Here is a 22,568-nt window from a genome sequence, read left to right on the forward strand (position 1 = left end):
AACGTCTGATCCATCAGGTGTTCATGGGTCCCGGACAGCCGCTGCGCGGCTTCCGGGATGACATTTCAATTGGCGAGAGGATCTAGATCTTCAGCGCCTGATCCGTCGCCCGCACCAGGCCGTCGACTATGCCGGGCTCGGTCGAGGCGTGACCGGCGTCCCAGACGATGTCGAAGCTGGCTTCGGGCCAGGCGTTCTTCAGCGACCAGGCGCTGTCCATCGGCGTCACCACGTCGAAGCGGCCCTGGACGATCCAGCCGGGGATGCCGCGGATCTTGCCGATGTTGTTCAGGATCCAGCCGTCTTCCTTGAAGAAGCCGCCGTTGGCGAAGAAGTGGCACTCGATCCGGGCGAAGGCGATGGCGAAGTCGATCTCGTTGAACTTCGAGGGCCGGGCCTCGGGACCGCGGATCGAAATGGTGTCGCCCTCCCACTGGCTCCAGGCCTGGGCGGCCTCGGCCTGGATGCGGCGGTCGGGGTGGGTGAGGCGCTTGTGATAGGCGCTCATCATGTCGCCGCGCTCGGCGAGCGGGATCGGGGCGCAGAACCGCGCCCAAGCGTCCGGGAACAGCATCGAGGCGCCGTCCTGGTAGAACCAGCGCAGCTCGCGCTGGGTCAGCAGGAATATGCCGCGCAGCACCAGCGCCTCGACCCGGTGCGGGTGGGTGATGGCGTAGGCCAGGGCTAGGGTCGAACCCCAGGAACCGCCGAACACCGTCCACTTCTCGACGCCGAGGTGGATGCGCAGGCGCTCGATGTCCTCGATCAGCGACCAGGTGGTGTTGTCGTCCAGGCTGGCGTTGGGGCGCGACTTGCCGCAGCCGCGCTGGTCGAACAGCGCCATCCGCCACTTCGCCGGATTGAAGAACCGCCGCATGGTCGGATTGACCGCCCCGCCGGGGCCGCCGTGCAGGATGACGCACGGCTTGCCTTCGGGATTGCCGCACTCTTCGTAGAAGATCTCATGCGGCCCGCCGGTCGGGAGCCAGCCATAGGCATAGGGCTCATTGTCAGCGAACAGCCCCCTCCGATTGCCGGAAGCCGAGAAGGTGGGCGGAGGGGCGTAGCGTTCCATCCCCCTCAGTCTACGTCGGGAAGCGGCGATCCATCCAGTCCAGGATGAGCCGATTGACCTCTTCCGGCTTCTCCTGCTGCGTCCAGTGGCCGGATTCCTTGATCAGCGCCTTTTCCAGATCGGAGATCACCTCTTCCATGCCGTTGGCCATGGCGGGCGACAGCACCACGTCCTTCTCGGCCATGATCATGAAGCAGGGGATGCCGTCGATCCGGGTCGGCAGGTCGACCGAGGCCTCCCAGTTGCGGGTGAAGTTGCGATACCAGTTGATCCCGCCGGTGAAGCTGGTGGCCTCGAAGGTCTCCACGAAGGCGGCGAGTTCATCGGCGTTCAACAGCTGGTTGGCGGTGTCGGACTTGTCCCAGGCCGCCAGCGCCGCGCCGAACGCGAAGGTGGAGGCGCCTTCCGGCGGCGGCGCTGCCTGCGCGACGGCGGCCGGGGTACGCATGAAGAAGCGCATGGTCTTGTCGACATCGGCGCCGAGGGCCGCGTCGGCGACGCCCGGCTTCTGGAACCATACGATGTACATGTCCTCACCGAACACCGCCCGCATGCCGGCGATCGGATCGATGGGCGCGCGGCGCATGAAGGGGGTGTTGAGGCCGATGATCCCGGCGACGCGATCCGGATACATCAGCGGCAGCTGCCAGGTGACGATGCCGCCCCAATCGTGGCCGCAGAAGACCGCCTTCTCGACGCCCAGGTGATCCAGCAGACCGATCAGGTCGCCGGTCAGGTGCGCCATGTCGTAGTTCTCGGCGCCCTCGGGACGCGAGGTCAGGCCATAGCCGCGCTGGTCCGGCGCGATGGCCCAGCGACCGGCGGCCTCGCAGGCCTTCAGCTGATGGCGCCAGGAGAAGGCAAGCTCCGGGAAGCCGTGGCAGAAGATGATGGGAACGCCCTCGCGCGGTCCGACCTCGTAATAGGCCATGTCGATCCCGTTCACCTGGGCGTGCTTCACGGGGGGCATCTGGCGGGCGAGGGCTGACATGGGGCGGGTTCCTCTGTGATTTGCGAGCAGATTGGCAGGCTTGTTCCTGCGGAAAGCAAGGCGGCTTGCGAAGCGGCCGGGGAATTGGGCTAGAAGGCTCCATGAGCGAGACACGTACCGCGCAAGCGCCCACGCCGTGGGGACTGGTGTTCCTGCTGGGGGCGCTGACCGCCTTCGCCCCCATGTCCATCGACATGTATCTGCCCAGCCTGCCGGCCATCGGGGCCGACCTGAAGGCCAGCGCCGGCCAGACCCAGGCGACGGTGGCGGCCTTCTTCGCCGGCATGGCGATCGGTCAGTTCTTCTATGGGCCGGCCTCCGATCGGTTCGGGAGACGAACGCCGGTCCTGTTCGGCGTGGGGATCTACATCGCCGCCTCGGCCGCCTGCGCGTTGGCGACCTCGCCGGAGATGCTGATCGGGGCGCGGTTCGTCCAGGCCCTGGGCGGCTGCGCCGGCGGCGTGGTGGCCAGGGCGGTGGTGCGCGACCGCTTCAATCACACCGAGACCGCGCGGATGCTGTCGCTGCTGACCCTGATCATGGGACTGGCGCCGATCCTTGCTCCCGTGCTGGGCGGGGTGCTGCTCACCCTGGGCGGCTGGAGGCTGAATTTCTGGGTGCTGGTCCTGTTTGGTCTGGCCTGCGGGGCGGCCACCTGGTTCTGGCTCAAGGAGTCGCGCTCGGCCGAGACCGCCGCGCAGGCCGCGTCGGAGACCGCGCTCAAGGCCTATCGGGCGCTGCTGGGGCAGCCGCGATTGATCGGTTACGCCCTAGCCGGCGGCCTGAACGGCGCGACGCTGTTCACCTACATCTCGGCCTCGCCGGACCTGTTGATCGGGACCTACGGCATTTCGCCTTCACAGTTCGGCTGGGTGTTCGGCCTGAACGCGTTTGGAGTGATCGGGGCCAGCCAGGTGAACCGCTATCTGCTGCGACGCGCCACGCCGGACCAGGTGCTGTCGCGCGCCAGCGTCATCGCCGTGATCGCCTCCATCGCCCTGACCATCGCCGCGCTCACCGGGCTCGGAGAGCGCTGGAGCGTCCTGCCGCTGCTGTTCGTGCTGTTGGCCAGCTACGGCTTCATGGCGGGCAACACCATGGCGGGGGCGCTGAATGTCGATCCCAAGCGCTCCGGGTCGATTTCGGCCTTGATGGGCGGCGCATCGTTCGGGATCGGGGCCCTGGCCGCCAGTCTGGCCGGCGTCTTCCATGACGGCACGCCGGCCCCGATGGCCATCGTCATGATGCTGGCCCTGATCGGCTCGGGGATCTCGCTTCGGATGCTCGCCCTGCCGAAACCTCAGGCCTGAGGTTCGTCAATCTGCAGGGCCGCCCAGGCCAGGCACGCCCAGCCGACCAGGAACAGTACGCCGCCGATCGGGGTGATGGCGCCGAACCAGCGCGGCGCGCCGAGCGCCATGGCGAACAGCGAGCCTGAGAAGATGAGCGCGCCGGCCAGGAACAGCGGCGGCGCGAAGCGCGCGCGTCGCCCGCCCAGGCTGACGACGAAGGCCGCGGCGAACACCGCCAGGCAGTGCATGAAGGCGTAGGTCGCCCCGGTGTGCATCCAGCCCTGGGCTTTCGGATCGGTGATCCCGTGCGCGGCGAAGGCGCCGAAGGCCACGGCCAGGAAGCCGCCGACGGCCGCCAGCGACATCCAGGTTCTCAAGTTCCGCACGCGCCCCTCCAGGACCTGTCTTCGAGGCTTCACGCCTAGCACATTTGTCAACGCCGACGCTCAGCCGTACGAAGGAAGCAACAGGGGAGCGTGGCATGACACCGGCGTCGGTTTCGGACTATCGCGAGTTGGCGCGCCGCCGCCTGCCCAAGATGTTCTTCGAGTATATCGACGGCGGCTCCTACGCCGAGGTGACCCTGGGACGGAACGTCTCGGACCTGGAGGCCATCGCCCTGCGCCAACGGGTGATGCGCGACATGACCAAGCTCGACATGTCGGTGGAGGTGTTCGGCCAGAAGCTGGACATGCCGCTGGGTTTATCGCCGGTCGGGATGGCCGGTATGTACGGCCGGCGCGGGGAGGTCCAGGCGGCCAAGGCGGCGGCCGAGGCCGGCGTGCCGTTCTGCCTGTCGACGGTGGGGGTCTGTTCGGTGGAGGAGGTGGCCGCCGCCGGAACGCCGCCCTGGTTCCAGCTCTATATGCTGAAAGACCGCGGCTACATGCGCGAGCTGCTGGTTCGGGCGAAGGCGGCGGGCTGCCCGGTCCTGGTCTTCACCGTCGACTTGCCGTTGCCGGGCGCACGCTATCGTGATGTTCGCTCGGGCTTCACCGGCGCCACCAAGTTCTCCGGGGCGCTCAGCACCGCCTGGCAGGGCGCGACCCATCCGGCGTGGCTGTGGGACGTCTGGTTGCACGGGCGGCCGCACACGTTGGGCTCGGTGGTCGGCGCGATCCCGCAGGGGCGCAGCGTCACCGATTTCCTGAGCTGGATCGCCAAGAACTTCGATCGCTCCGTCACCTGGGCCGATCTGGACTTCGTGCGCGAGGTCTGGGACGGGCCCATCGTCATCAAGGGCGTCCTCGACCCCGACGACGCGCGCGACGCGGTGCGGGCAGGGGCCCAGGGAATCATCGTCTCCAACCATGGGGGGCGGCAACTCGACGGCGTGCGGTCCTCGATCTCGGCCTTGCCGCGGGTGGTCGACGCGGTGGGCGGCGACCTTGAAGTGTTCATGGACGGCGGAATCCGCTCCGGCCTCGACGTGCTGAAGGCCATGTCGCTGGGCGCCAAGGCCTGTTTCGTGGGGCGGGCATGGGCCTACGCCCTGGGCGCTGGCGGGAAACCGATGATTTCCAAGATGTTGGGAACCCTGCGCGCCGAGCTCGCCACGGCCATGGTGCTGACAGGCTGTAATGAGGCGCGAAACGCCGATAAGTTGCTACTAGACGTCGCACTTTAGAAAATCTTTTCAATCCAGGCCCCGCAGGCCCATCGACAAGGGCTGATCTTGCCGGGTAAATGCGCGCCGAATTTGCGCGCACATCGGTCGGTTAACGCCGTCATTGCGCGCGCCTGCGAGTTTAGAGTGAGGAATCCTTATGGGAGCTCCCGAGCGGCAAGGTCTGTACGACCCGCGCAACGAACACGATGCGTGCGGCGTGGGTTTCGTGGCCAATATCAAAGGCCGCAAATCGCATGAAGTCGTGGCCTCTGGCCTCGAGATCCTGATCAATCTCGACCACCGCGGCGCCGTCGGCGCCGATCCGTTGGTCGGCGATGGGGCTGGGATTCTGATTCAGATTCCGGACGCGCTGTTGCGTGACTGGGCCGGCAAGGAAGGCGTCGATCTGCCGCCGCCGGGCGACTACGCCGTGGCCATGTGCTTCATGCCGCGCGACGACGAGGCGCGCGCCGTGGCCGTCAGCCAGTTCGAGCACTTCCTGAAGGTGGAAGGTCAGACCTTCATCGCCTGGCGCGACGTGCCGGTGAACACCAAGGGCCTGGGCGAGGCCGTGCTGGCCGAGATGCCGATGATCCGCCAGGCCATCGTCGGGCGTGGTCCGAACGTGAAGGATCAGGACGCCTTCGAGCGCAAGCTGCTGACCGTCCGCAAGCAATTGCAGAACCCGCTGGCTGAGCTCGCCGCCAAGAAGAACCTGCCGGCCCTGACGCAGCTCTATCTGCCGTCGTTCTCGACGCGGACCATCGTCTACAAGGGCCTGCTGCTGGCCGACCAGGTGGGGACCTTCTACGAGGACCTGTCGAACCCGCTGACGCAATCGGCCCTGGCCCTGGTTCACCAGCGCTTCTCGACCAACACCTTCCCGTCCTGGAAGCTGGCCCACCCGTACCGGTTCATCGCCCACAACGGCGAGATCAACACCGTGCGCGGCAACGTCAACTGGATGAACGCCCGCCGGCGCACGCTGGAAAGCGACCTGCTGGGACCCGACCTCAACAAGATGTGGCCGCTGATCCCGCATGGTCAGTCGGACACCGCCTGCCTCGACAACGCGCTCGAGCTGCTGCTGGCCGGGGGCTATCCGCTGGCCCACGCCGTCATGATGCTGATCCCGGAAGCCTGGGCCGGAAATCCGCTGATGGACGCCCAGCGCAAGGCCTTCTACGAGTATCACGCGGCCCTGATGGAGCCGTGGGACGGCCCCGCCGCCGTCGCCTTCACCGATGGCCGTCAGATCGGCGCGACCCTCGACCGCAACGGCCTGCGTCCGGCCCGCTTCATCGTCACCGACGAAGACCATGTGATCATGGCCTCGGAAGTCGGCGTGCTGACGATCCCCGAAGAGCGCATCGTCCGTAAGTGGCGTCTGCAGCCCGGCAAGATGCTGCTGATCGACATGGAAGAAGGTCGGATCATCGAGGACGAGGAGATCAAGGCCTCCCTGTCCCAGGCCGAGCCCTATGCCGACTGGCTGAAGGAAACCCAGTTCAAGCTGGAAGAGCTGCCGGAGATCGCCTTCAACGAGGCGCTGTCCAACGACACCGCTCAGTTGCTCGATCGCCAGCAAGCCTTTGGCTACACCCAGGAGGACGAGCAGTTCTTCCTGGAGCCCATGGCCCTGACCGGCGAGGACCCCATCGGTTCGATGGGCGCCGACGTGCCGATCGCCGTGCTCTCGAAGCGCTCGAAGCTGCTCTACGACTACTTCAAGCAGAACTTCGCCCAGGTCACGAACCCGCCCATCGACCCGATCCGCGAGGAACTGGTCATGAGCCTGGTCTCGATGATCGGTCCGCGTCCGAACCTGCTGGGCCGCCACGCCGGCACTCACAAGCGCCTGGAAGTCTCGCAGCCGATCCTCACCAATGAGGACCTGGCCAAGATCCGCTCGATCAGCGAACTGCTGGACGGCTCGTTCCGCACCGCCACCCTCGACACCACCTGGGCGGCCGATGAAGGCGCGGCCGGGCTGGAGCGGGCGCTGGAGCGCATCTGCAGCGAGGCCACCGACAATGTGCTGGCCGACAAGAACATCCTGATCCTGTCGGACCGCCGCGTCGGGTCCGACCGCATCCCGATCCCGGCGGCCCTGGCCACCGCGGCCGTGCACCATCACCTGATCCGCCAGGGCCTGCGCATGCAGACCGGCCTGGTCATCGAGACCGGCGAAGCGCGCGAAGTGCACCACTTCTGCGTCCTGGCCGGTTACGGCGCCGAGGCGGTGAACCCGTATCTCGCCTTCGAGACCCTGGAGAGCCTGCGGATCCGCAACGGCGTCTCGTTGAGCGCCTATGAGGTTCGCAAGAACTACATCAAGGCCATCGGCAAGGGCGTGCTGAAGGTGATGTCCAAGATGGGCATCTCGACCTACCAGTCCTATTGCGGCGCCCAGATCTTCGACGCCGTCGGCCTGTCGTCGGCGCTGATCGAGAAGTACTTCACCGGCACCGCCACGACCATCGAGGGCGTCGGCCTGCACGAGGTGGCCGAGGAGTCGGTGCGCCGTCACCGCGACGCCTATAGCGACAACCCGATCTACGCCTCGATGCTGGACGTTGGCGGCACCTACGCCTTCCGTCTGCGCGGCGAGCATCACGCCTGGACGCCGGAAACGGTGTCGAGCCTGCAGCACGCCGTGCGCGGCGGCCGCTCGGACGACTACCGGACCTTCGCCGCGGCGATCAACGAGCAGTCGGAGCGCCTGCTGACCATCCGTGGTCTGATGCGCTTCAACTACAACGAGACGCCGGTTCCGATCGCCGAGGTCGAGACCGCCGCCGACATCGTCAAGCGCTTCGCCACCGGGGCGATGAGCTTCGGCTCGATCAGCCGTGAAGCCCACACGACGCTCGCCGTCGCCATGAACCGTATCGGCGGCCGCTCGAACACAGGCGAGGGCGGCGAAGAGTCCGACCGCTTCACGCCGCTGCCGAACGGCGACTCGATGCGTTCGGCCATCAAGCAGGTGGCTTCGGGCCGCTTCGGCGTCACCGCCGAGTACCTGGTCAACGCCGACGACATCCAGATCAAGATGGCCCAAGGCGCCAAGCCGGGCGAGGGCGGCCAGCTGCCCGGCCACAAGGTCGACAAGAACATCGCCCGGGTTCGCCACTCGACTCCAGGCGTGGGCCTGATCTCGCCGCCGCCGCACCACGACATCTATTCGATCGAGGATCTGGCTCAGCTGATCCACGACCTGAAGAACGTGAACTCCAAGGCCCGCATCTCAGTGAAGCTGGTTTCGGAAGTGGGCGTGGGGACCGTGGCCGCCGGCGTCGCCAAGGCCCGCGCCGACCACATCACCATCTCGGGCTTCGAGGGGGGCACCGGCGCCTCGCCGCTGACCTCGCTGCAACACGCTGGCTCGCCCTGGGAGATCGGCCTGGCCGAGACCCAGCAGACCCTGTTGCTGAACGGCCTGCGCACCCGCGTGGCGGTCCAGGCCGACGGCGGCCTGCGCACCGGCCGTGACGTCGCCATCGCCGCCCTGCTGGGCGCCGACGAGTTCGGCTTCGCCACCGCCCCGCTGATCGCGGCCGGCTGCATCATGATGCGCAAGTGCCACCTGAACACCTGCCCGGTGGGCGTGGCGACCCAGGACCCGGTGCTGCGCGCGCGCTTCACCGGCCAGCCCGAACACGTGATCAACTACTTCTTCTTCGTGGCTGAAGAGCTGCGGGAGATCATGGCCGAGCTCGGCTTCCGGACCATCAACGAGATGATCGGCCGGGTCGACCGGATCGACATGCGCGAGGCCGTCGATCACTGGAAAGCCGGCGGGGTCGACCTGTCGAAGCTGCTCTACGCCGCGGCTCCCGAAGGGGCCAAGGGCCTCTGGAACATGGACCGCCAGGACCACGGCCTGGGCAAGGCGCTGGACAACACCCTGATCGCCGACGCCATGCCGGCGTTGGAACGGGGCGAGCCGGTGCTGGGCGAATACGCGATCAAGAACGTCAACCGCACCGCCGGCGCCATGCTGTCGGGCGAGGTCGCGCGCCGCTACGGTCACGCCGGCCTGCCGGAAGACACCATCGCGCTGAAGTTCCGTGGCCAGGCGGGGCAGAGCTTCGGCGCCTTCGCCGCGCGCGGCGTCAGCCTGGAGCTGACCGGCGACGGCAACGACTATGTGGGCAAGGGTCTGTCGGGCGGCCGGGTGGTCGTGCGTCAGCCGGCCGAAGCCAACCGCGACCCGACGGAGAACATCATCGTCGGCAATACGGTGCTCTACGGCGCCATCGCGGGCGAGGCCTACTTCCAGGGCGTGGCCGGCGAGCGCTTCGCCGTGCGCAACTCGGGCGCCGTGACGGTGGTCGAGGGCCTGGGCGACCACGGTTGCGAGTACATGACCGGCGGCGTCGTCGTGGTGCTGGGCGATACGGGGCGTAACTTCGCGGCCGGGATGTCCGGCGGCGTGGCCTATGTCTACGATCCCAAGGGCCGGTTCGCGCCGCTCTGCAACTCGGCCATGGTCGAGCTGGAGAAGGTGGAGCCTTCGTCGCCCACGACCCGCGAGGACGAACCCTTCCGGCCGAGCCAGCGCTCGCTGTCGGTGGAGAACAACGGGATGGGCGACGTGCTGCGTTTCGACGCCGAGCGCCTGCGCATCCTGATCGAGCGGCATCACCTATATACGGGCTCGGCCCGCGCCCGCGAAATCCTCGAGAACTGGGACGAGGCCTTGGGCTCGTTCGTGAAAGTCATGCCTAAGGACTATCGGCGCGCCTTGATGGACATGGCCGCCGAACGCCAGGCGGCCGCCGCCGTCGCGGCCGAATAGCCCTTAGAAGTCGGAGTAAGAACATGGGTAAGCCCACCGGCTTTCTTGAGATCGAGCGCCAGGAGCGCTCCTATGACGCTCCGCAGGAGCGCCTGAAGACCTGGAAAGAGTTCGTCCATCCGATGCCGCAGGCCGATGTCGGCAAGCAGGCGTCGCGCTGCATGGATTGTGGGATTCCGTTCTGTCACCAGGGTTGCCCGGTGAACAACCAGATCCCGGACTTCAACAATCTGGTCTATCGCGATCAGTGGATGACGGCGCTGGAGAACCTCCAGTCGACCAACAACTTCCCGGAGTTCACGGGCCGGGTTTGCCCCGCGCCGTGCGAGGCGTCCTGCACGCTGAACATCGTCGACACCCCGGTGACCATCAAGACGATCGAGTGCGAGATCGTCGACCGTGGATGGCAAGAAGGCTGGATCAAGCCGGCGATGTCGGAGCGCGGCACCGGCAAGCGCGTCGCCGTCGTGGGCTCGGGCCCCGCGGGCCTGGCCTGCGCCCAGCAACTGGCACGCGCCGGCCACGCCCCGACCGTGTTCGAAAAGAGCGACCGCATCGGCGGCCTGCTGCGTTACGGCATTCCCGACTTCAAGATGGAGAAGCATCTGATCGACCGCCGGGTCGCGCAGATGGAGCAGGAAGGCGTGATCTTCCGCACCAATTTCGAAGTCGGCGTGACGGTCTCGGTCCAGCGGCTGCTGGACGATTACGACGTGCTGGTGATGGCCGGCGGCGCCGAAGACCCGCGCGACCTGGCGATCCCTGGCCGTGAGCTTTCGGGCGTCCATTTCGCGATGGATTTCCTGACCCAGCAGAACAAGCGCAACGCCGGCGACGACGAACTGCGCGCGGCTCCGGCCGGCGCCATCTCGGCCACCGGCAAGCATGTCGTGGTGATCGGCGGCGGCGATACGGGGTCGGACTGCATCGGCACCTCCAACCGCCACGGCGCGGCGGCGGTGACCCAGCTCGAAATCATGCCGCAGCCGCCGGCCCGCGAGAACAAGCAACTGACCTGGCCCGATTGGCCGCTCAAGCTGCGCACCTCGTCCAGCCACGAAGAGGGCTGTGAGCGCGACTTCGCCGTCACCACCAAGCGGTTCGTCGGCTCGAACGGCAAGCTCGAGGCCATGGTGTGCGCGCGGATGGAGTGGGTGGTCGGCGACGACGGCCGCCAGTCCCTGCGCGAGGTCGAGGGCAGCGAGTTCGAGCTGAAGGCCGATCTGGTCCTGCTGGCCATGGGCTTCGTCGGCCCGCGCCACGACGGCTTCGTCACCCAGGCGGGCGTCGATCTGGACCCGCGCGGCAACGTCAAGGCGCCGGTCAGCGACTACAAGACCACGGCCCCGAACATCTTCTCCTGCGGCGACATGCGTCGCGGCCAGTCGCTGGTGGTCTGGGCCATCCGTGAGGGCCGCCAGTGCGCCCAGGCGGTCGACACCTACCTGATGGGAACCAGCAAGCTGCCGCGCTGACAGCTTAACCGTTGTAGGCGCAAGTCGGGCCGCGATAGGCTGCGGGATGATCCGTTCGTCGTTCGCGGTCCTGGCGGCCTGCCTTGCGCTTTTCCCTCAGCTCGCCGCGGCACAGGCCTCGGCCGAACGACTGACCGTCTACAAGGGCGCGACCCTGATCGACGGGACCGGCGCGCCGGCCCGGCCGGGCATGTCGATCCTGGTCAAGGGCGAGCGGATCGAGCGCGTCTGGAAGGACGGCGAGATCGCCTTCAAGCTGCCGCCGCAGACGGTGGTGGTCGATGTGGCTGGCCAATATGTGCTGCCGGGCCTGATCGACAGTCACGAACATCTGGCGACGCCGCCGAACCGCCGGTTCGCCGAGGCGCATCTGAAGCGCGACCTCTACAGCGGCGTCACCGCGATCCGCGACATGGCCGACGATCTGCGCAATGTCGCCGATCTGTCGCGCGCCACCCGCATAGGCGAGATCCCCGGACCCGACATCTACTACGCCGCCCTGATGGCTGGCCCCTCGTTCTTCGAGGACAAGCGGGTGCAGGCCGCCTCGCTGGGCGCCAAGGGCGGCGAGGTCTCCTGGATGCAGGCGATCACGCCGCAGACCGACTTGCCGCTGGCCGTGGCCCAGGCGCGCGGCATCGGGGCCTCGGCGATCAAGATCTATGCGAACCTGCCGGGCGAGGAGGTGGCGCGTATCACCGCCGCAGCTCATCGTCAGGGCGTGCCGGTCTGGGCGCATGCCGCGGTGTTCCCGGCCACGCCGGGAGAGGTGCTGGACGCCGGCGTCGACGCCGTCAGCCACGTCTGCATGTTGGCCTATCAGGTCTCCGACCAGATCCCGGGCCAGTACCACAACCGCGCCGCCGTCCAGGAAGAGAAGTTCGGCAAGTCCGTGCATCCGGAAATCGCCAAGCTGCTGGCCAAGATGAAGGCGGGCGGCGTCGTGCTGGACGCCACCGTGCGGATCTATGAGGCCATGAAGGATCGGCCGACCAAGCCCTATTGCTCGACCGAGCTGGCGGCCCAACTTACCAACCAGGCGCTGCGCGCCGGGGTGATCGTCTCGGCCGGGACCGATGGCTTCTCGGCCCCTGACGCGGCCTATCCGGCGCTTTACGAAGAACTGGGGCTGCTGGTCGACCGGGCCGGTTTCACCCCGATGCAGGCCATTGTCGCGGCGACCCGCAACGGGGCGCTGGCGGTCCGCAAGGACCCGGACTTCGGCACGGTCGAGGCCGGCAAGCTGGCCAATCTGATTTTCACCCACCAGGACCCGTCGAAGGACATTCGAGCTCTGCGGACCCTGACCCTGACCATCAAGCGCGGAAAGACCTATCCGCGAGCCGATTTTGATCCCAAGGCGGACGCCGCCGTTCGGAAGGAAGACTGATGATCTCGCGCCGCCAAACCCTGGGCTACGCCGCCGCACTCGCCGCCACACCCGCTCTCGCCCGCGCGGCGAGCGGCGAGCCGATCATCGTCAACGCCCTGGGCGGCCTGGCGAACCCGAACCTGCAGATCGGCCGCCCGGCCGGCCTCGCCGCCGACACCTCGAGGCTGGACTTCGACGAGCGTGCGCTGCGTGACGCCTTGGCCTCGGGCCTGACGGCGGTGAACATCACGCTTGGCTATGTGGCCGGTCCCCAGGACCCCTACGCCTATACGCTGGAAACCATCGACGCCTGGGACAAGGTGATCGCCGACAACAGCGGCAAGCTGCTGCTGGTCCGCACCGCCGCCGATATCCGCCGCGCCAAGGCGGACGGCAAGATCGGGGTGATTTACGGCTTCCAGAACGCGGTCCAGATCGGCGAGCACGCCGAACGGGTCGACGAGTTCGCCGCGCGCGGCGTCCGGATCATCCAACTGACCTACAATCCGGCCAACATGCTGGGCGACGGCTCGATGGTTCCGGAAAACCGGGGCCTGACCGAGCAGGGTCGCAAGGTGGTCGCGAAGCTGAACGCCGCCAAGGTGATGGTGGACCTGTCGCACTCGGGCGAGCGCACCTGCCTGGACGCCATCGCCGCTTCGAAGACGCCGATCTCGATCAACCACACAGGTTGCCGGGCCCTGACCGACCTGCCGCGCAACAAGACCGACGCCGAACTGCGCGGCGTGGCGGAAAAGGGCGGCTTCGTCGGCATCTACTTCATGCCGTTCCTGGCCCCTGACAGCTACGCCAAGGCCGACGACGTGGTGGCCCATATCGGCCACGCCCTGAAGGTCTGCGGCGAGGACCATGTCGGGATCGGCACCGACGGCTCGGTGGCCACCATCGACGACATGGACGCCTACAAGTCCGCGATCGCCGTAGAGCATGAAGAGCGCAAGGCCGCCGGCATCGCCGCCAAGGGCGAGCGGGCCGACACCCACCCCTTCATCATCGACCTGCGCGGGCCCGACCAGTTCCGCAAGCTGACCGCGATGATGAAGGCCAAGGGCCACAAGCCGCGGGTGATCGAGAAGGTGCTGGGCGCGAACTTCGTGTCCTACGCCGAGCGGGTCTGGGGCTAAAATATAGGGCGCGGCTCAGATCGAACGGAGGCGCGCCCTGATTTCTATCTCGCCGTGTTTTCGAGCGCCGAGGCGCTTACGGCCTCAACCCATGAAGCGGCCGGCGACCCAGTAGGTCAGGGCGCTGATCAGCGCCGCCGCGGGCAGGGTGACAACCCAGGCGGTGACGATCTCCTTGGCCACGCCCCAGCGCACGGCCGAGACCCGGCGCGCGGCGCCGACGCCGACGATGGCGCCGGTGATGGTGTGGGTGGTGGAGACCGGGACGCCCAGGCTGGTGGCGGCGAACAAGGTGATCGCCCCACCGGTTTCGGCGCAGAAGCCCTGCATCGGCGAGAGCTTGGTGATCTTCGAGCCCATGGTGTGGACGATCCGCCAACCGCCGAACAGGGTGCCCAGGCCCATGGCGGCCTGACAGGACAGCACGACCCACAGGGGCACGTGGAACTGGCCGTCGGCGGGGCCCATGCCGTGGGCGATCAGCAGGGCGGCGATGATGCCCATGGTCTTCTGGGCGTCGTTGCCGCCGTGGCCGAGCGAATAGAGCGAGGCCGAGACGAACTGCATCTTGCGGAACACGCCGTCGACGGCCCAGGGCGTGAATTTCACGAAGGTCCAGGACACGATCAGCACCAGCAGCAGGGCCAGGAAGAAGCCGGTCGCCGGGGACAGCACGATGGCGAAGACGGTCTTGCTGAGGCCGCTCCAGAGCACGGCGCTGGCGCCGGCCTTGGCCACGCCCGCGCCGACCAAGCCGCCGATCAGGGCGTGGGACGAGGAGGAGGGGATCGCCATCCACCAGGTCAGCAGGTTCCAGCCGATGGCCCCGATCAGGGCCGAGAAGATCAGGCCGTCGCTGATCAACTCCGGCATGACGATGCCCGAGCCGACTGTCTTGGCGACGTGCAGTCCGAAGAACAGGAAGGCGATGAAGTTGAAGAACGCCGCCCAGGCCACGGCGGCGAAGGGCGGCAGCACCCGCGTCGCCACGATGGTGGCGATGGAGTTGGCCGCGTCGTGCAGGCCGTTCAGGAAGTCGAACGCCAGCGCGACAACGATCAGGAAGATCAGCAGCGGCCCGTAGCCAGCAAGGAGCTCCACGCGCCTAGACCTGCTCGATCACAATGCCGCTGATGCGGTTCGCCACATCCTCGAAGCGGTCCATCACCTTCTCAAGGTGGCTGTAGATGTCGACGCCGACGACGAAGGCCATCGGGTCGTCATGGCGGTGGGCCAGGAACAGCGCCTTGCGCCCGGCGTCGTAGATGGCGTCGGAGCGATCCTCGATATGGGTGATCTGCTCGGTCAGCTGATTCAGGCGCGCCACGTTCTGGCGCATGTTGGCCATCAGGCCGACGGCTTCGCGGGTCAGCACGGCGGCCTCGACGATGATGTCGGCCATCTCGCGCATCGGATCTTCGAATTCGCGCAGCTCGAACAGGGTGACCACCTTGGCGGTCTTCTGCATCTGGTCGATGGCGTCGTCGAGCGAGGTGATCAGGTCCTTGATATCGCCCCGGTCGAAGGGGGTGATGAAGGTCCGGCGGACGTTGAGCAGCACCTCGCGGGTGATCACGTCGGCGGCGTCTTCGTGCGCGACGACTCGGGCGCAGGCCTCGGGGACCCCGTCGCCGCCCTTCATGACGTCGCGCAGGGCGCTCGCGCCTTCGACCAGCGTTTCAGCGTGATTGCTGAAAAGCGTGAAGAATTTCAATTCCTTCGGCATAATCGCCTGGAACCAGCTCAGCATCTTTCCCGTCCGTCGTATGTGGGTCGCGACCGCGGAGGCGCGCTGTTCCCGCGCGCTCTTAGCCGCTTCCTGCGTTTGACCCAAGAGCCTCGCCGCTGTCGGCGCGCGGGTGCGGCCGTGCGGCGCGGCTGAACACCTTCAATGACTTGCCCTGGAACACCGGCGTCCAGGTCCCGTCGAGGCGATGACGGCCCGACACGATCACGGTGTCGGCCTGGGCCAGGCGAGGCGCGGCGAGCGCTTGGCCGGGGCTGGCAAGAACGACTTCCGGCCTGGCCTGCAGACCCCAGAACAGGGTGTTGGCGGTGCTTCGATCGTCGACCACGACGGCCACGCCGCCACGCCTTTTCATCATGATCGCCTTGGCGGTGCGAAGCTCGACGCTCAATTGCGCCCGCTTGGCTTCAATCGAGTTTTCCCACGCGATATCCACCGCCGTGGAGAGCACGGCCACGGCGACGACGTAGGTGAGCCAGATTCGGTGCGACGGCCCGGCGGTGAACGCCATGGCTCCCGCCGCCGCGAGGATGGCGGCGATGGCGAGCGCGAAATAGGAAACGGCCGGCGCGAGGTCGAACTTCGTCAGGTCGGGGCGGAAGAAGGCGCTCGCCGCCGCGGAATCCCAGGGCAGGAGCATCGCCCCGTTCAGCAGGCAGGCGACCAACCCCGCGACGCCGACGACCGGGACGATCGCCATGGCGACCCGCCACCAGCGCAGGCCGGCCCGATCGAACTCGCCGATGAAGGCCGCCGCCGTCAGCCAGAGGATCGGGACGAAGAGTTCGAGGTCACGGCCCCATACCCGGCCGGCGATCCCGCCGCCATGGCCGATCCCGGTCGTGGCCAGGGTGGCCAGCAACGACAGCAGCACCAGCAGGAAGCCGACCTCGAGCGGCTCCAGGCGGAAGCCTCGCCTGTGCTGGCGATACCAGCGCCATCGCATCTCGATCCGCACCAGGCCGGCCAGCGCGGGAACGCCAGCGAAGATCAGCATCGATGAGGCCACCGGCGCGAGCGCGACGGCGCCGGCCATGACCTGGCTGTTCAGAGCGCTGGTGACGAAGTCGAAGGGCGAGGTGATCGGCTGGTTGGCCGCCAGGGCGGTGAGGTGGCCCGAGACCAGGAAACCGGCGGTGAACACCAGGATGCGTCCGGCCAGGATACGCGCGTCGCGCCGTCCCAGCAGCAGGTCGAGGACGGCCAGGACCAGGAAGGCCGCGGCGACAGCCAGGCCCTGCGGCTTCAACATCACCAGCAGCCCGGTCAGGGCGCCGGCGAGGATCGCGTGAAGGAGCGGCCGGGGCGTATAGAGCCGGGTGGTCAGCAGGACGATCAGGCCAAGGACCCCGACGAACCAGCCCTCCGGCAGGACGGCGAAGGCGAAGCGGTAATAGGGGAAGGCGAGCGCCAGCAGCAGGAAGCCGAGCGCCTGACCCCGTTGAAGGTGGACGCGGACGCTCTGATAGACCAGCAGCAGGCCCGCGAAATAGGCGAGGCCGCCGAGGACGCGCATCCAGGGCAGCAGGTCGTGCGTGGCGTAGGTCGCCGCCCGGATGATCAGGAAATAGGCCGTGCCGTTCAGACGCTCGACTTGCGCGAACAGGGCCGGCTGGGCGCTCAACGCCTTGCCGTACAGCGCATGGATAAGATAGCCGCCCTCGGTCGCCGGATAGAGCGGCAGGTCCAGCGCCGCGCGGTTGGCGTAGACGGCGAGGACGGCCAGCACGACGAGCATCTGCAGGCCCGCGCCGATGCGCGAGACCCTCCCTGTCGACCGTCCTTCGCCCCCCGGACTCATGACCACAATCTGGCTGGTCTGCGAAAGCGTGGCTAGTGCTACTGCGGCGCTTGCTTGTTTCCTTGCCCGCCAAGATCGCCGATCAATGACGCCTCAATGACTCGATGAGGCCGATATGCGCGCGATCCTCAGCCCCCTGATCCTCACGGTCGGCCTGGCGCTCGCCGCGCCAGCCGCCGCCCAGAGCCTGCTGATCCACGGCGGGCCGATCTATACCGGCGCGGCCAAGGTCGAGGCCCTGGCGGTCAAGGATGGCAAGGTCGCCTTCGCCGGGAGCCTAGCGGGCGCCCGCAAGGCGGCGCCTGGCGCCAAGGATGTCGACCTAAAGGGCGCGGCGGCCTATCCGGGCTTCGTTGACGCCCACGCCCATCTGTCGGGTATCGGCTTTCGCGAAATGACCCTGACCTTGGAGGGAACGCCCTCGATCGAGGCGCTGGTCGTTCGGCTGAAGGACTGGGCGGCCCAGCATCCTGGCTCTGATCCGATTGTCGGACGTGGCTGGATCGAGACCCATTGGCCGGAGAAGCGCTTCCCCAGCCGCGCCGATCTGGATCGCGCGGTTCCTGACCGGCCGGTGGTGCTGACCCGCGCCGACGGTCACGCCCTGGTCGCCAATTCGCAGATGTTGGCCCTGGCCCAGATCGATCGCGACACGCCGGCGCCGGCTGGCGGCCAGATCCTGAAGGACGCGGCGGGCGAGCCCACCGGCATGCTGATCGATAATGCGATGGATCTGGTCGAGGCCAAGCTGCCGAAGCCGAGCGCGGCGGCGCAGGCGCAGGCGGTGAAGCGCGGCGTCGACCTCTACGCCTCACGGGGCTGGACGGGCCTGCACAATATGGGGGCCTCGGTTGACGAGGTGGCGATGCAGGCGGCGCTGGCTGGGCGAGGGCAACTGCCGATCCGCGTCGACAACTATATGAGCCAGGCGCAGGGGCAGGGGGTTCTGAAGGACGGCCCCTCGCAGGACGTCACCGGCCTGGTCCGCATCCGCGGCGTGAAGATGTACATGGACGGCGCGCTGGGATCGCGCGGCGCGGCGCTGCTGGCGCCCTACGCCGACGCCGAAGGGACCGGCCTGCTGCTCACCCCGCCCGAGACCATCAAGGCTGTGCTGGTCCAGGCCAAGGCCTCCGGCGCCCAGATCGCCACCCACGCCATCGGTGATCGCGGCAACCGTCTGGTGCTTGACGCCTATCAGCAGGCCTATGGCGCCGACGCCGCAGGCTTGAAGGCGGCGCGCTGGCGGGTGGAGCACGCCCAGGTCCTGGCCCCAGAAGACCTGCCGCGTTTCGCCCAGCTTGGCGTCGTGGCCTCGATGCAGCCGTCGCATGCGATCGGCGATCTCTATTTCGCGCCGGGTCGACTGGGGACCGAGCGGCTGAAGGGCGCCTATGCCTGGGAGAGCTTGCTGAAGACCGGCGCGGTGATCGCGGCTGGATCGGACGCCCCCGTGGAGAAGGGCGACCCCCTGGTCGAGTTCTACGCCGCGGCCTACCGCCATGACCTGAAGGGCTTCGCTGGGCCGGAGTGGGGATTGGATGAGGCCGTCACCCGCCAGCAGGCCTTGACCATGCTGACCAAGGGGCCGGCCTACGCAGCCTTCCACGAGGATGAGTTGGGAGTCCTGGCGCTCGGCAAGCCGGCCGATGTCTCGGTGTTCTCGGTCGACCTGATGACCGCGCCGTTCGCCGAGATCGCCAAGGCCCATGCGGTGATGACCATCGTCGGGGGCAGGGTCGTCTACGAAGCGCCCCGATAGGCGTCGATCAGGGCCTCGGCGGCGCGGCCGACCTCGGCCGAGGGGCGGCCGGTGTCGAACAGCTGGGTGGTGAGATAGGCCCCCTCCAGCAGCAGCAACAGGGCGTCGCCCAGACCGTCGGGATTGGCGACGCCGAGTTCGCGGGCCTTGTCGCGTAGGCGTTGGCGCACCTCGCCCTTGTGATCCTGGGCGGCGGCGCGGGCGATGTGGCCCTTCTGCGGGTACTCGACCGCGGCGTTGCTCAACGGGCAACCGCGATAGTCAGCTTGGACCGTGCGTTCGGCCAGGGCCGCGAAGAAGGCTAGGAGCTGGGCGCGCGGCTCGCCCGGGTGGGCGTCGACAGCCTCATTCAGGTAGCCCCAGAACGTCCCGCTGCTCTCCACCAGGACGGCGACCGTCAGCTCGTCCTTGGAGCGGTAGGTCCGGTAGAGGCTCGGTTTCGTCACGCCGGCGCGGGCGACGATCTCATCGACCCCGACGGCGCGGATGCCGTCGCGATAGAACAGCTCGCGCGCCGTCTGCCGGATCTTGTCGGCGGCGCGAAGGGGAGTGGTCTCAGGACTTTTCGGGTCGGCCATGATTGCCTGCTTGACGATGTAACTGACCGGTACGTATATCGGGATTGAAACTTACAGGTCAGTAACATGACGATAGCGCGCTCCCGACCGTTTGGCCAGAACTACGCATTCGTGGCGGCCGGCGCGGTGTTTATCGCCCTGATGGCGGCGGCCGGGCTGCGCGCCGCGCCGGGCGTGCTGATGCTGCCGCTGGAGCGGGCCTTCGGCTGGGATCGGGGCGCGATCTCGGCGGCCGCGGCCATCGGCATCTTCATCTACGGGCTGACCGGGCCGTTCGCGGCGGCGCTGATGCAGTCGTTCGGCGTGCGCCGGACGGTGACCCTGGCGCTGATCCTGATGGCGGCCTCGACGGCGCTGTCGGCGATGATGACGCAGCCCTGGCACTATGTCCTCACCTGGGGCGTGTTGTCGGGCCTGGGCTCTGGCGCGGTGGCGATGGTGCTGGGCGCGACGGTGGTGAACCGCTGGTTCGTCGCGCGGCGCGGCCTGATGATGGGGCTGCTGACCGCCTCGACCGCCACCGGCTCGCTGATCTTCCTGCCGGGCATGGCGATGATGGCGCAGGCCGGCGGCTGGCGTCCGGTGGTGCTGACCATAGCGGTGGTGATGGCGGTGCTGGCGCCGCTGGTCTGGTTCCTGTTGCCTGAGCGGCCCGAGGCGATCGGTCAGCGGCCCTATGGCGCGCCGGGCGACTATGTCGCGCCGCAGGCGGCGGCGGGCGGGGCGCTGCGGGTGGCGTTCGGCGCGCTGTTCCGAGCGGCGCGGACGCGGACCTTCTGGCTATTGTTCGGGGGCTTCTTCGTCTGCGGCCTGACCACCAACGGCCTGGTGGGCGTCCACATGATCGCCATGTGCGCGGACCAGGGCTTGCCGGAAACGCGGGCGGCGACGTTGCTGGCGGTGATGGGGCTGTTCGACCTGGTGGGCACCACCCTGTCGGGCTGGCTGACCGACCGCTACGACCCACGCAAGCTGCTGTTCGTCTATTACGCCCTGCGCGGCCTTTCGCTGTTGGTGCTGCCCTACACAGACTTCTCGATCGTCGCGCTCGGCGTGTTCGCGGTCTTCTACGGCCTCGACTGGATCGCCACGGTGCCGCCGACCGTGCGGCTGGCGACCGAGGCCTTCGGCGACCGCGACGGACCTATCGTGTTCGGCTGGATCGCCGCGGGCCATCAGGCCGGCGCGGCCACCGCCGCGGTGATGGCCGGCGTGCTGCGGGCCTCGCAGGGACGCTATCTGGAAGCCTTCGTCCTGGCCGGCGTCGCGGCCCTGGTCGCCGCCGCCGCCTCGCTGATGATCCGCCGCAGCGCGAAGCCTGCCTTGGCTTAGCGTCGCGAATCCAGCGCCATCCGCACGGCCAGGGCGCCCAGCACCGTGCCCATCAGCCAGCGCTGGACCATGGCCCAGGTCGGCCGCGCGGCCAGGAAGCTGGCCACCGATCCGGCCGCCAGGATCATCACGCCGTTGACGGCGACGCTGGCGGCGATCTGGGTGGCGCCTAGGGTGACGCCTTGCAGCAGCATGTTTCCACGCTCGGGGTGCATGAACTGCGGCAGCAGTGAGAGGTAGAGCACAGCGGCCTTGGGGTTCAGCAGGTTGGTGAACAGGCCCATGGCGAACAGCTTGGCGTCGGAGTGCGGCTCCAGCTCGCGGACGGCGAAGGGGGAGGCGCCGCCGGGCTTCAGGGCGTTCCAGGCCAACCAGGCCAGATAGGCCGCGCCCGCGATCCGCAGGGCGTCATAGGCCAGCGGCACGGCCATGACCAAGGCCGTCAGCCCGACCACCGCCGAGAGCATGTAGAAGATGAAGCCCAGGGCCACGCCGCCCAGCGAGACCAGGCCCGCGCGCTTGCCCTGCGAGATCGATCTGGAGATCAGGTAGACCATGTTCGGGCCGGGCGTCAGCGCCATGCCCAGCGCGATCAATCCGAAAGCAATCCAATCCGTCCAGGCGACCATGCGACGTCCCTCCGTTCGTGAGGCGTCATAGGCGAGGTCGGCGAAGTCGTCGCATCAGTTTTCCGCCTTGAGGCGATAGATCGCCGGGGGTGCTACGGAATCGGGCGGGTCGGCAGCTGGATGTCGCAGACGCTGAAATCGGCGCCCTTGGCGGTGCGGACCTGTTGGGCCAGGGCCTTGAAGGCCGGGCCGTGCTCGTCCAGCACCTCGATCCGGGGGCGCTCAGCCGCCGGCAGGTCGGCGGCGAGGCGGATCTTGATCATGCGGTCTGGATTGGCCGGCGGCTCGCCGACGGTCATGGCGCGGACCACGTCCAGCCCCTGAACGACCGCGCCCCAGACGGTGTAGTCGCGGTCCAGCCGGCGGCTGGCCTCGCGCATGAAGAAGATCTCGGAATTGGCGGTGGTCTCGCCCGCCTGGCGGCCCATGCCGGCCACGCCCGGGCAATAGGCGCCCCAGGCCAGGCGGCCGGCGGCCGGATTGCGCTTCAGCTCGACGTCGGACGCCGCGGTGAAGGGCGTGGCGCCGATGAAGCCGGAGACGGCGTCGCTGGAGCGCGAGACGACAGCGGCCTTGTCGCCCTCCTGCAGGCGGAAGGTGAACTCCGGCGCCAGGTCGGGATGGCGCGAGACCCCGCCGTCCTTGTTGTTGGGGTTGCCGGTCTGGTCGACGAAATGATCGACCACGCGATGGAACAGCAGGCCGTCATAGACGCCCTCGCGGGCCAGCAGCTTGATCCGCTCGACGGCCAGCGGCGCGAAGTCCGGCCGCATCTCCACGATGATCTGGCCCTTGGAGGTGTCGATCACCAGGGTCTGGGCCGGGTCCAGCGCGCGCCAGTCGGCGGCGTGGGCGGCTGGCGCGAGGGCGAGGAGGGCGGCGGCGAGGAGAGGGCGGATCATGGCTGCGACTATCGGCGAGGCCGGAGCGTCCGCCTAGGTCCAGCTTACTAAGATGTA

The 22,568-nt window shown here is 67.9% G+C and carries 17 protein-coding genes; 8 read left to right on the forward strand and 9 right to left on the reverse strand.

All coding sequences use genetic code 11. From position 1 onward, the window contains the following. Nucleotides 1-82 precede the first annotated feature (82 nt). Nucleotides 83-1,075, reverse strand: coding sequence for a prolyl aminopeptidase (gene pip / locus ASE02_RS07030; RefSeq protein ID WP_056732538.1), 993 nt, complete (start codon nucleotides 1,073-1,075; stop codon nucleotides 83-85). 10 nt (nucleotides 1,076-1,085) lie between these two features. Continuing rightward, nucleotides 1,086-2,066: an alpha/beta fold hydrolase gene (locus ASE02_RS07035; protein ID WP_056732540.1), complete on the reverse strand. Its 981-nt coding sequence runs from the start codon at nucleotides 2,064-2,066 to the stop codon at nucleotides 1,086-1,088. Nucleotides 2,067-2,167: 101 nt separating this feature from the next. Here ASE02_RS07035 and ASE02_RS07040 point away from each other — a divergent pair, with 101 nt between their 5' ends. Then, nucleotides 2,168-3,376, forward strand: a complete 1,209-nt coding sequence (locus ASE02_RS07040; RefSeq protein ID WP_056732542.1) for a multidrug effflux MFS transporter — start codon at nucleotides 2,168-2,170, stop codon at nucleotides 3,374-3,376. Here the strand turns inward: ASE02_RS07040 and ASE02_RS07045 are convergent. Then, nucleotides 3,367-3,744 (reverse strand): DUF423 domain-containing protein, encoded by a 378-nt coding sequence (locus ASE02_RS07045; RefSeq protein WP_366932365.1) that lies wholly within the window; start codon nucleotides 3,742-3,744, stop codon nucleotides 3,367-3,369. The two genes, ASE02_RS07040 and ASE02_RS07045, sit on opposite strands and share 10 nt — an antisense overlap. 95 nt (nucleotides 3,745-3,839) lie before the next feature. Here ASE02_RS07045 and ASE02_RS07050 point away from each other — a divergent pair, with 95 nt between their 5' ends. The 5 genes from ASE02_RS07050 (at nucleotide 3,840) to ASE02_RS07070 (ending at nucleotide 13,760) form a co-directional block, all read left to right on the forward strand. Beyond that, on the forward strand, nucleotides 3,840-4,985 hold the full coding sequence (locus ASE02_RS07050) for an L-lactate dehydrogenase (RefSeq protein WP_056732546.1): 1,146 nt from the start codon (nucleotides 3,840-3,842) through the stop codon (nucleotides 4,983-4,985). A gap of 139 nt (nucleotides 4,986-5,124) precedes the next feature. After that, the gene (gene gltB / locus ASE02_RS07055; RefSeq protein WP_056732548.1) at nucleotides 5,125-9,768 is read left to right on the forward strand and encodes a glutamate synthase large subunit; all 4,644 of its coding nucleotides are present in this window, start codon (nucleotides 5,125-5,127) and stop codon (nucleotides 9,766-9,768) included. A 23-nt stretch (nucleotides 9,769-9,791) separates the two neighbouring features. After that, entirely contained in the window at nucleotides 9,792-11,243 is a 1,452-nt protein-coding gene (locus ASE02_RS07060; protein WP_056732549.1) for a glutamate synthase subunit beta, read from the forward strand. Between the two features lie 46 nt (nucleotides 11,244-11,289). Continuing rightward, on the forward strand, nucleotides 11,290-12,633 hold the full coding sequence (locus ASE02_RS07065) for an amidohydrolase family protein (protein WP_056732552.1): 1,344 nt from the start codon (nucleotides 11,290-11,292) through the stop codon (nucleotides 12,631-12,633). Beyond that, on the forward strand, nucleotides 12,633-13,760 hold the full coding sequence (locus tag ASE02_RS07070) for a dipeptidase (RefSeq protein WP_200957624.1): 1,128 nt from the start codon (nucleotides 12,633-12,635) through the stop codon (nucleotides 13,758-13,760). The genes ASE02_RS07065 and ASE02_RS07070 overlap by 1 nt, the downstream gene beginning before the upstream one ends. An 84-nt stretch (nucleotides 13,761-13,844) precedes the next feature. Here ASE02_RS07070 and ASE02_RS07075 read toward each other — a convergent pair whose 3' ends face one another. From ASE02_RS07075 to ASE02_RS07085, 3 genes are read right to left on the reverse strand one after another with little or no spacing between them, the layout of a single operon-like run. After that, nucleotides 13,845-14,861, reverse strand: coding sequence for an inorganic phosphate transporter (locus tag ASE02_RS07075; RefSeq protein WP_056732556.1), 1,017 nt, complete (start codon nucleotides 14,859-14,861; stop codon nucleotides 13,845-13,847). Between the two features lie 4 nt (nucleotides 14,862-14,865). Continuing rightward, a complete protein-coding gene (locus ASE02_RS07080) occupies nucleotides 14,866-15,510 on the reverse strand; it encodes a DUF47 domain-containing protein (protein WP_056732558.1) in 645 nt (214 codons plus the stop codon). A 58-nt stretch (nucleotides 15,511-15,568) separates the two neighbouring features. After that, on the reverse strand, nucleotides 15,569-17,308 hold the full coding sequence (locus ASE02_RS07085; RefSeq protein WP_156405942.1) for a hypothetical protein: 1,740 nt from the start codon (nucleotides 17,306-17,308) through the stop codon (nucleotides 15,569-15,571). A 115-nt stretch (nucleotides 17,309-17,423) separates the two neighbouring features. On the opposite strand from ASE02_RS07085, the gene ASE02_RS07090 reads away from it, so the two are divergent. Then, a complete protein-coding gene (locus ASE02_RS07090) occupies nucleotides 17,424-19,070 on the forward strand; it encodes an amidohydrolase (protein WP_056732562.1) in 1,647 nt (548 codons plus the stop codon). Here ASE02_RS07090 and ASE02_RS07095 read toward each other — a convergent pair. Beyond that, the gene (locus ASE02_RS07095; protein ID WP_056732563.1) at nucleotides 19,052-19,648 is read right to left on the reverse strand and encodes a TetR/AcrR family transcriptional regulator; all 597 of its coding nucleotides are present in this window, start codon (nucleotides 19,646-19,648) and stop codon (nucleotides 19,052-19,054) included. The two genes, ASE02_RS07090 and ASE02_RS07095, sit on opposite strands and share 19 nt — an antisense overlap. Nucleotides 19,649-19,714: 66 nt before the next feature. On the opposite strand from ASE02_RS07095, the gene ASE02_RS07100 reads away from it, so the two are divergent. Further along, nucleotides 19,715-20,980 (forward strand): MFS transporter, encoded by a 1,266-nt coding sequence (locus ASE02_RS07100; protein WP_056732565.1) that lies wholly within the window; start codon nucleotides 19,715-19,717, stop codon nucleotides 20,978-20,980. Here ASE02_RS07100 and ASE02_RS07105 read toward each other — a convergent pair. After that, nucleotides 20,977-21,609, reverse strand: coding sequence for a LysE family translocator (locus ASE02_RS07105; RefSeq protein WP_056732568.1), 633 nt, complete (start codon nucleotides 21,607-21,609; stop codon nucleotides 20,977-20,979). The genes ASE02_RS07100 and ASE02_RS07105 overlap by 4 nt on opposite strands. 92 nt (nucleotides 21,610-21,701) lie before the next feature. Next, complete coding sequence (locus ASE02_RS07110; protein ID WP_056732570.1) at nucleotides 21,702-22,511, reverse strand: peptidylprolyl isomerase; 810 nt, start codon at nucleotides 22,509-22,511, stop codon at nucleotides 21,702-21,704. Between the last annotated feature and the right edge of the window lie 57 nt (nucleotides 22,512-22,568).

Source organism: Phenylobacterium sp. Root700, from assembly GCF_001429025.1.
Classification (GTDB): domain Bacteria; phylum Pseudomonadota; class Alphaproteobacteria; order Caulobacterales; family Caulobacteraceae; genus Phenylobacterium.

What these genes read in the sequence shown, in the direction of transcription:
- pip (WP_056732538.1), bottom strand. Translation starts at nt 1,075, where the DNA reads ATGGAACGCTACGCCCCTCCGCCCACCTTCTCGGCTTCCGGCAATCGG.
- ASE02_RS07035 (WP_056732540.1), bottom strand. Translation starts at nt 2,066, where the DNA reads ATGTCAGCCCTCGCCCGCCAGATGCCCCCCGTGAAGCACGCCCAGGTG.
- ASE02_RS07040 (WP_056732542.1), top strand. Translation starts at nt 2,168, where the DNA reads ATGAGCGAGACACGTACCGCGCAAGCGCCCACGCCGTGGGGACTGGTG.
- ASE02_RS07050 (WP_056732546.1), top strand. Translation starts at nt 3,840, where the DNA reads ATGACACCGGCGTCGGTTTCGGACTATCGCGAGTTGGCGCGCCGCCGC.
- gltB (WP_056732548.1), top strand. Translation starts at nt 5,125, where the DNA reads ATGGGAGCTCCCGAGCGGCAAGGTCTGTACGACCCGCGCAACGAACAC.
- ASE02_RS07060 (WP_056732549.1), top strand. Translation starts at nt 9,792, where the DNA reads ATGGGTAAGCCCACCGGCTTTCTTGAGATCGAGCGCCAGGAGCGCTCC.
- ASE02_RS07065 (WP_056732552.1), top strand. Translation starts at nt 11,290, where the DNA reads ATGATCCGTTCGTCGTTCGCGGTCCTGGCGGCCTGCCTTGCGCTTTTC.
- ASE02_RS07070 (WP_200957624.1), top strand. Translation starts at nt 12,633, where the DNA reads ATGATCTCGCGCCGCCAAACCCTGGGCTACGCCGCCGCACTCGCCGCC.
- ASE02_RS07080 (WP_056732558.1), bottom strand. Translation starts at nt 15,510, where the DNA reads ATGCTGAGCTGGTTCCAGGCGATTATGCCGAAGGAATTGAAATTCTTC.
- ASE02_RS07085 (WP_156405942.1), bottom strand. Translation starts at nt 17,308, where the DNA reads ATGAGTCCGGGGGGCGAAGGACGGTCGACAGGGAGGGTCTCGCGCATC.
- ASE02_RS07090 (WP_056732562.1), top strand. Translation starts at nt 17,424, where the DNA reads ATGCGCGCGATCCTCAGCCCCCTGATCCTCACGGTCGGCCTGGCGCTC.
- ASE02_RS07095 (WP_056732563.1), bottom strand. Translation starts at nt 19,648, where the DNA reads ATGGCCGACCCGAAAAGTCCTGAGACCACTCCCCTTCGCGCCGCCGAC.
- ASE02_RS07100 (WP_056732565.1), top strand. Translation starts at nt 19,715, where the DNA reads ATGACGATAGCGCGCTCCCGACCGTTTGGCCAGAACTACGCATTCGTG.
- ASE02_RS07105 (WP_056732568.1), bottom strand. Translation starts at nt 21,609, where the DNA reads ATGGTCGCCTGGACGGATTGGATTGCTTTCGGATTGATCGCGCTGGGC.
- ASE02_RS07110 (WP_056732570.1), bottom strand. Translation starts at nt 22,511, where the DNA reads ATGATCCGCCCTCTCCTCGCCGCCGCCCTCCTCGCCCTCGCGCCAGCC.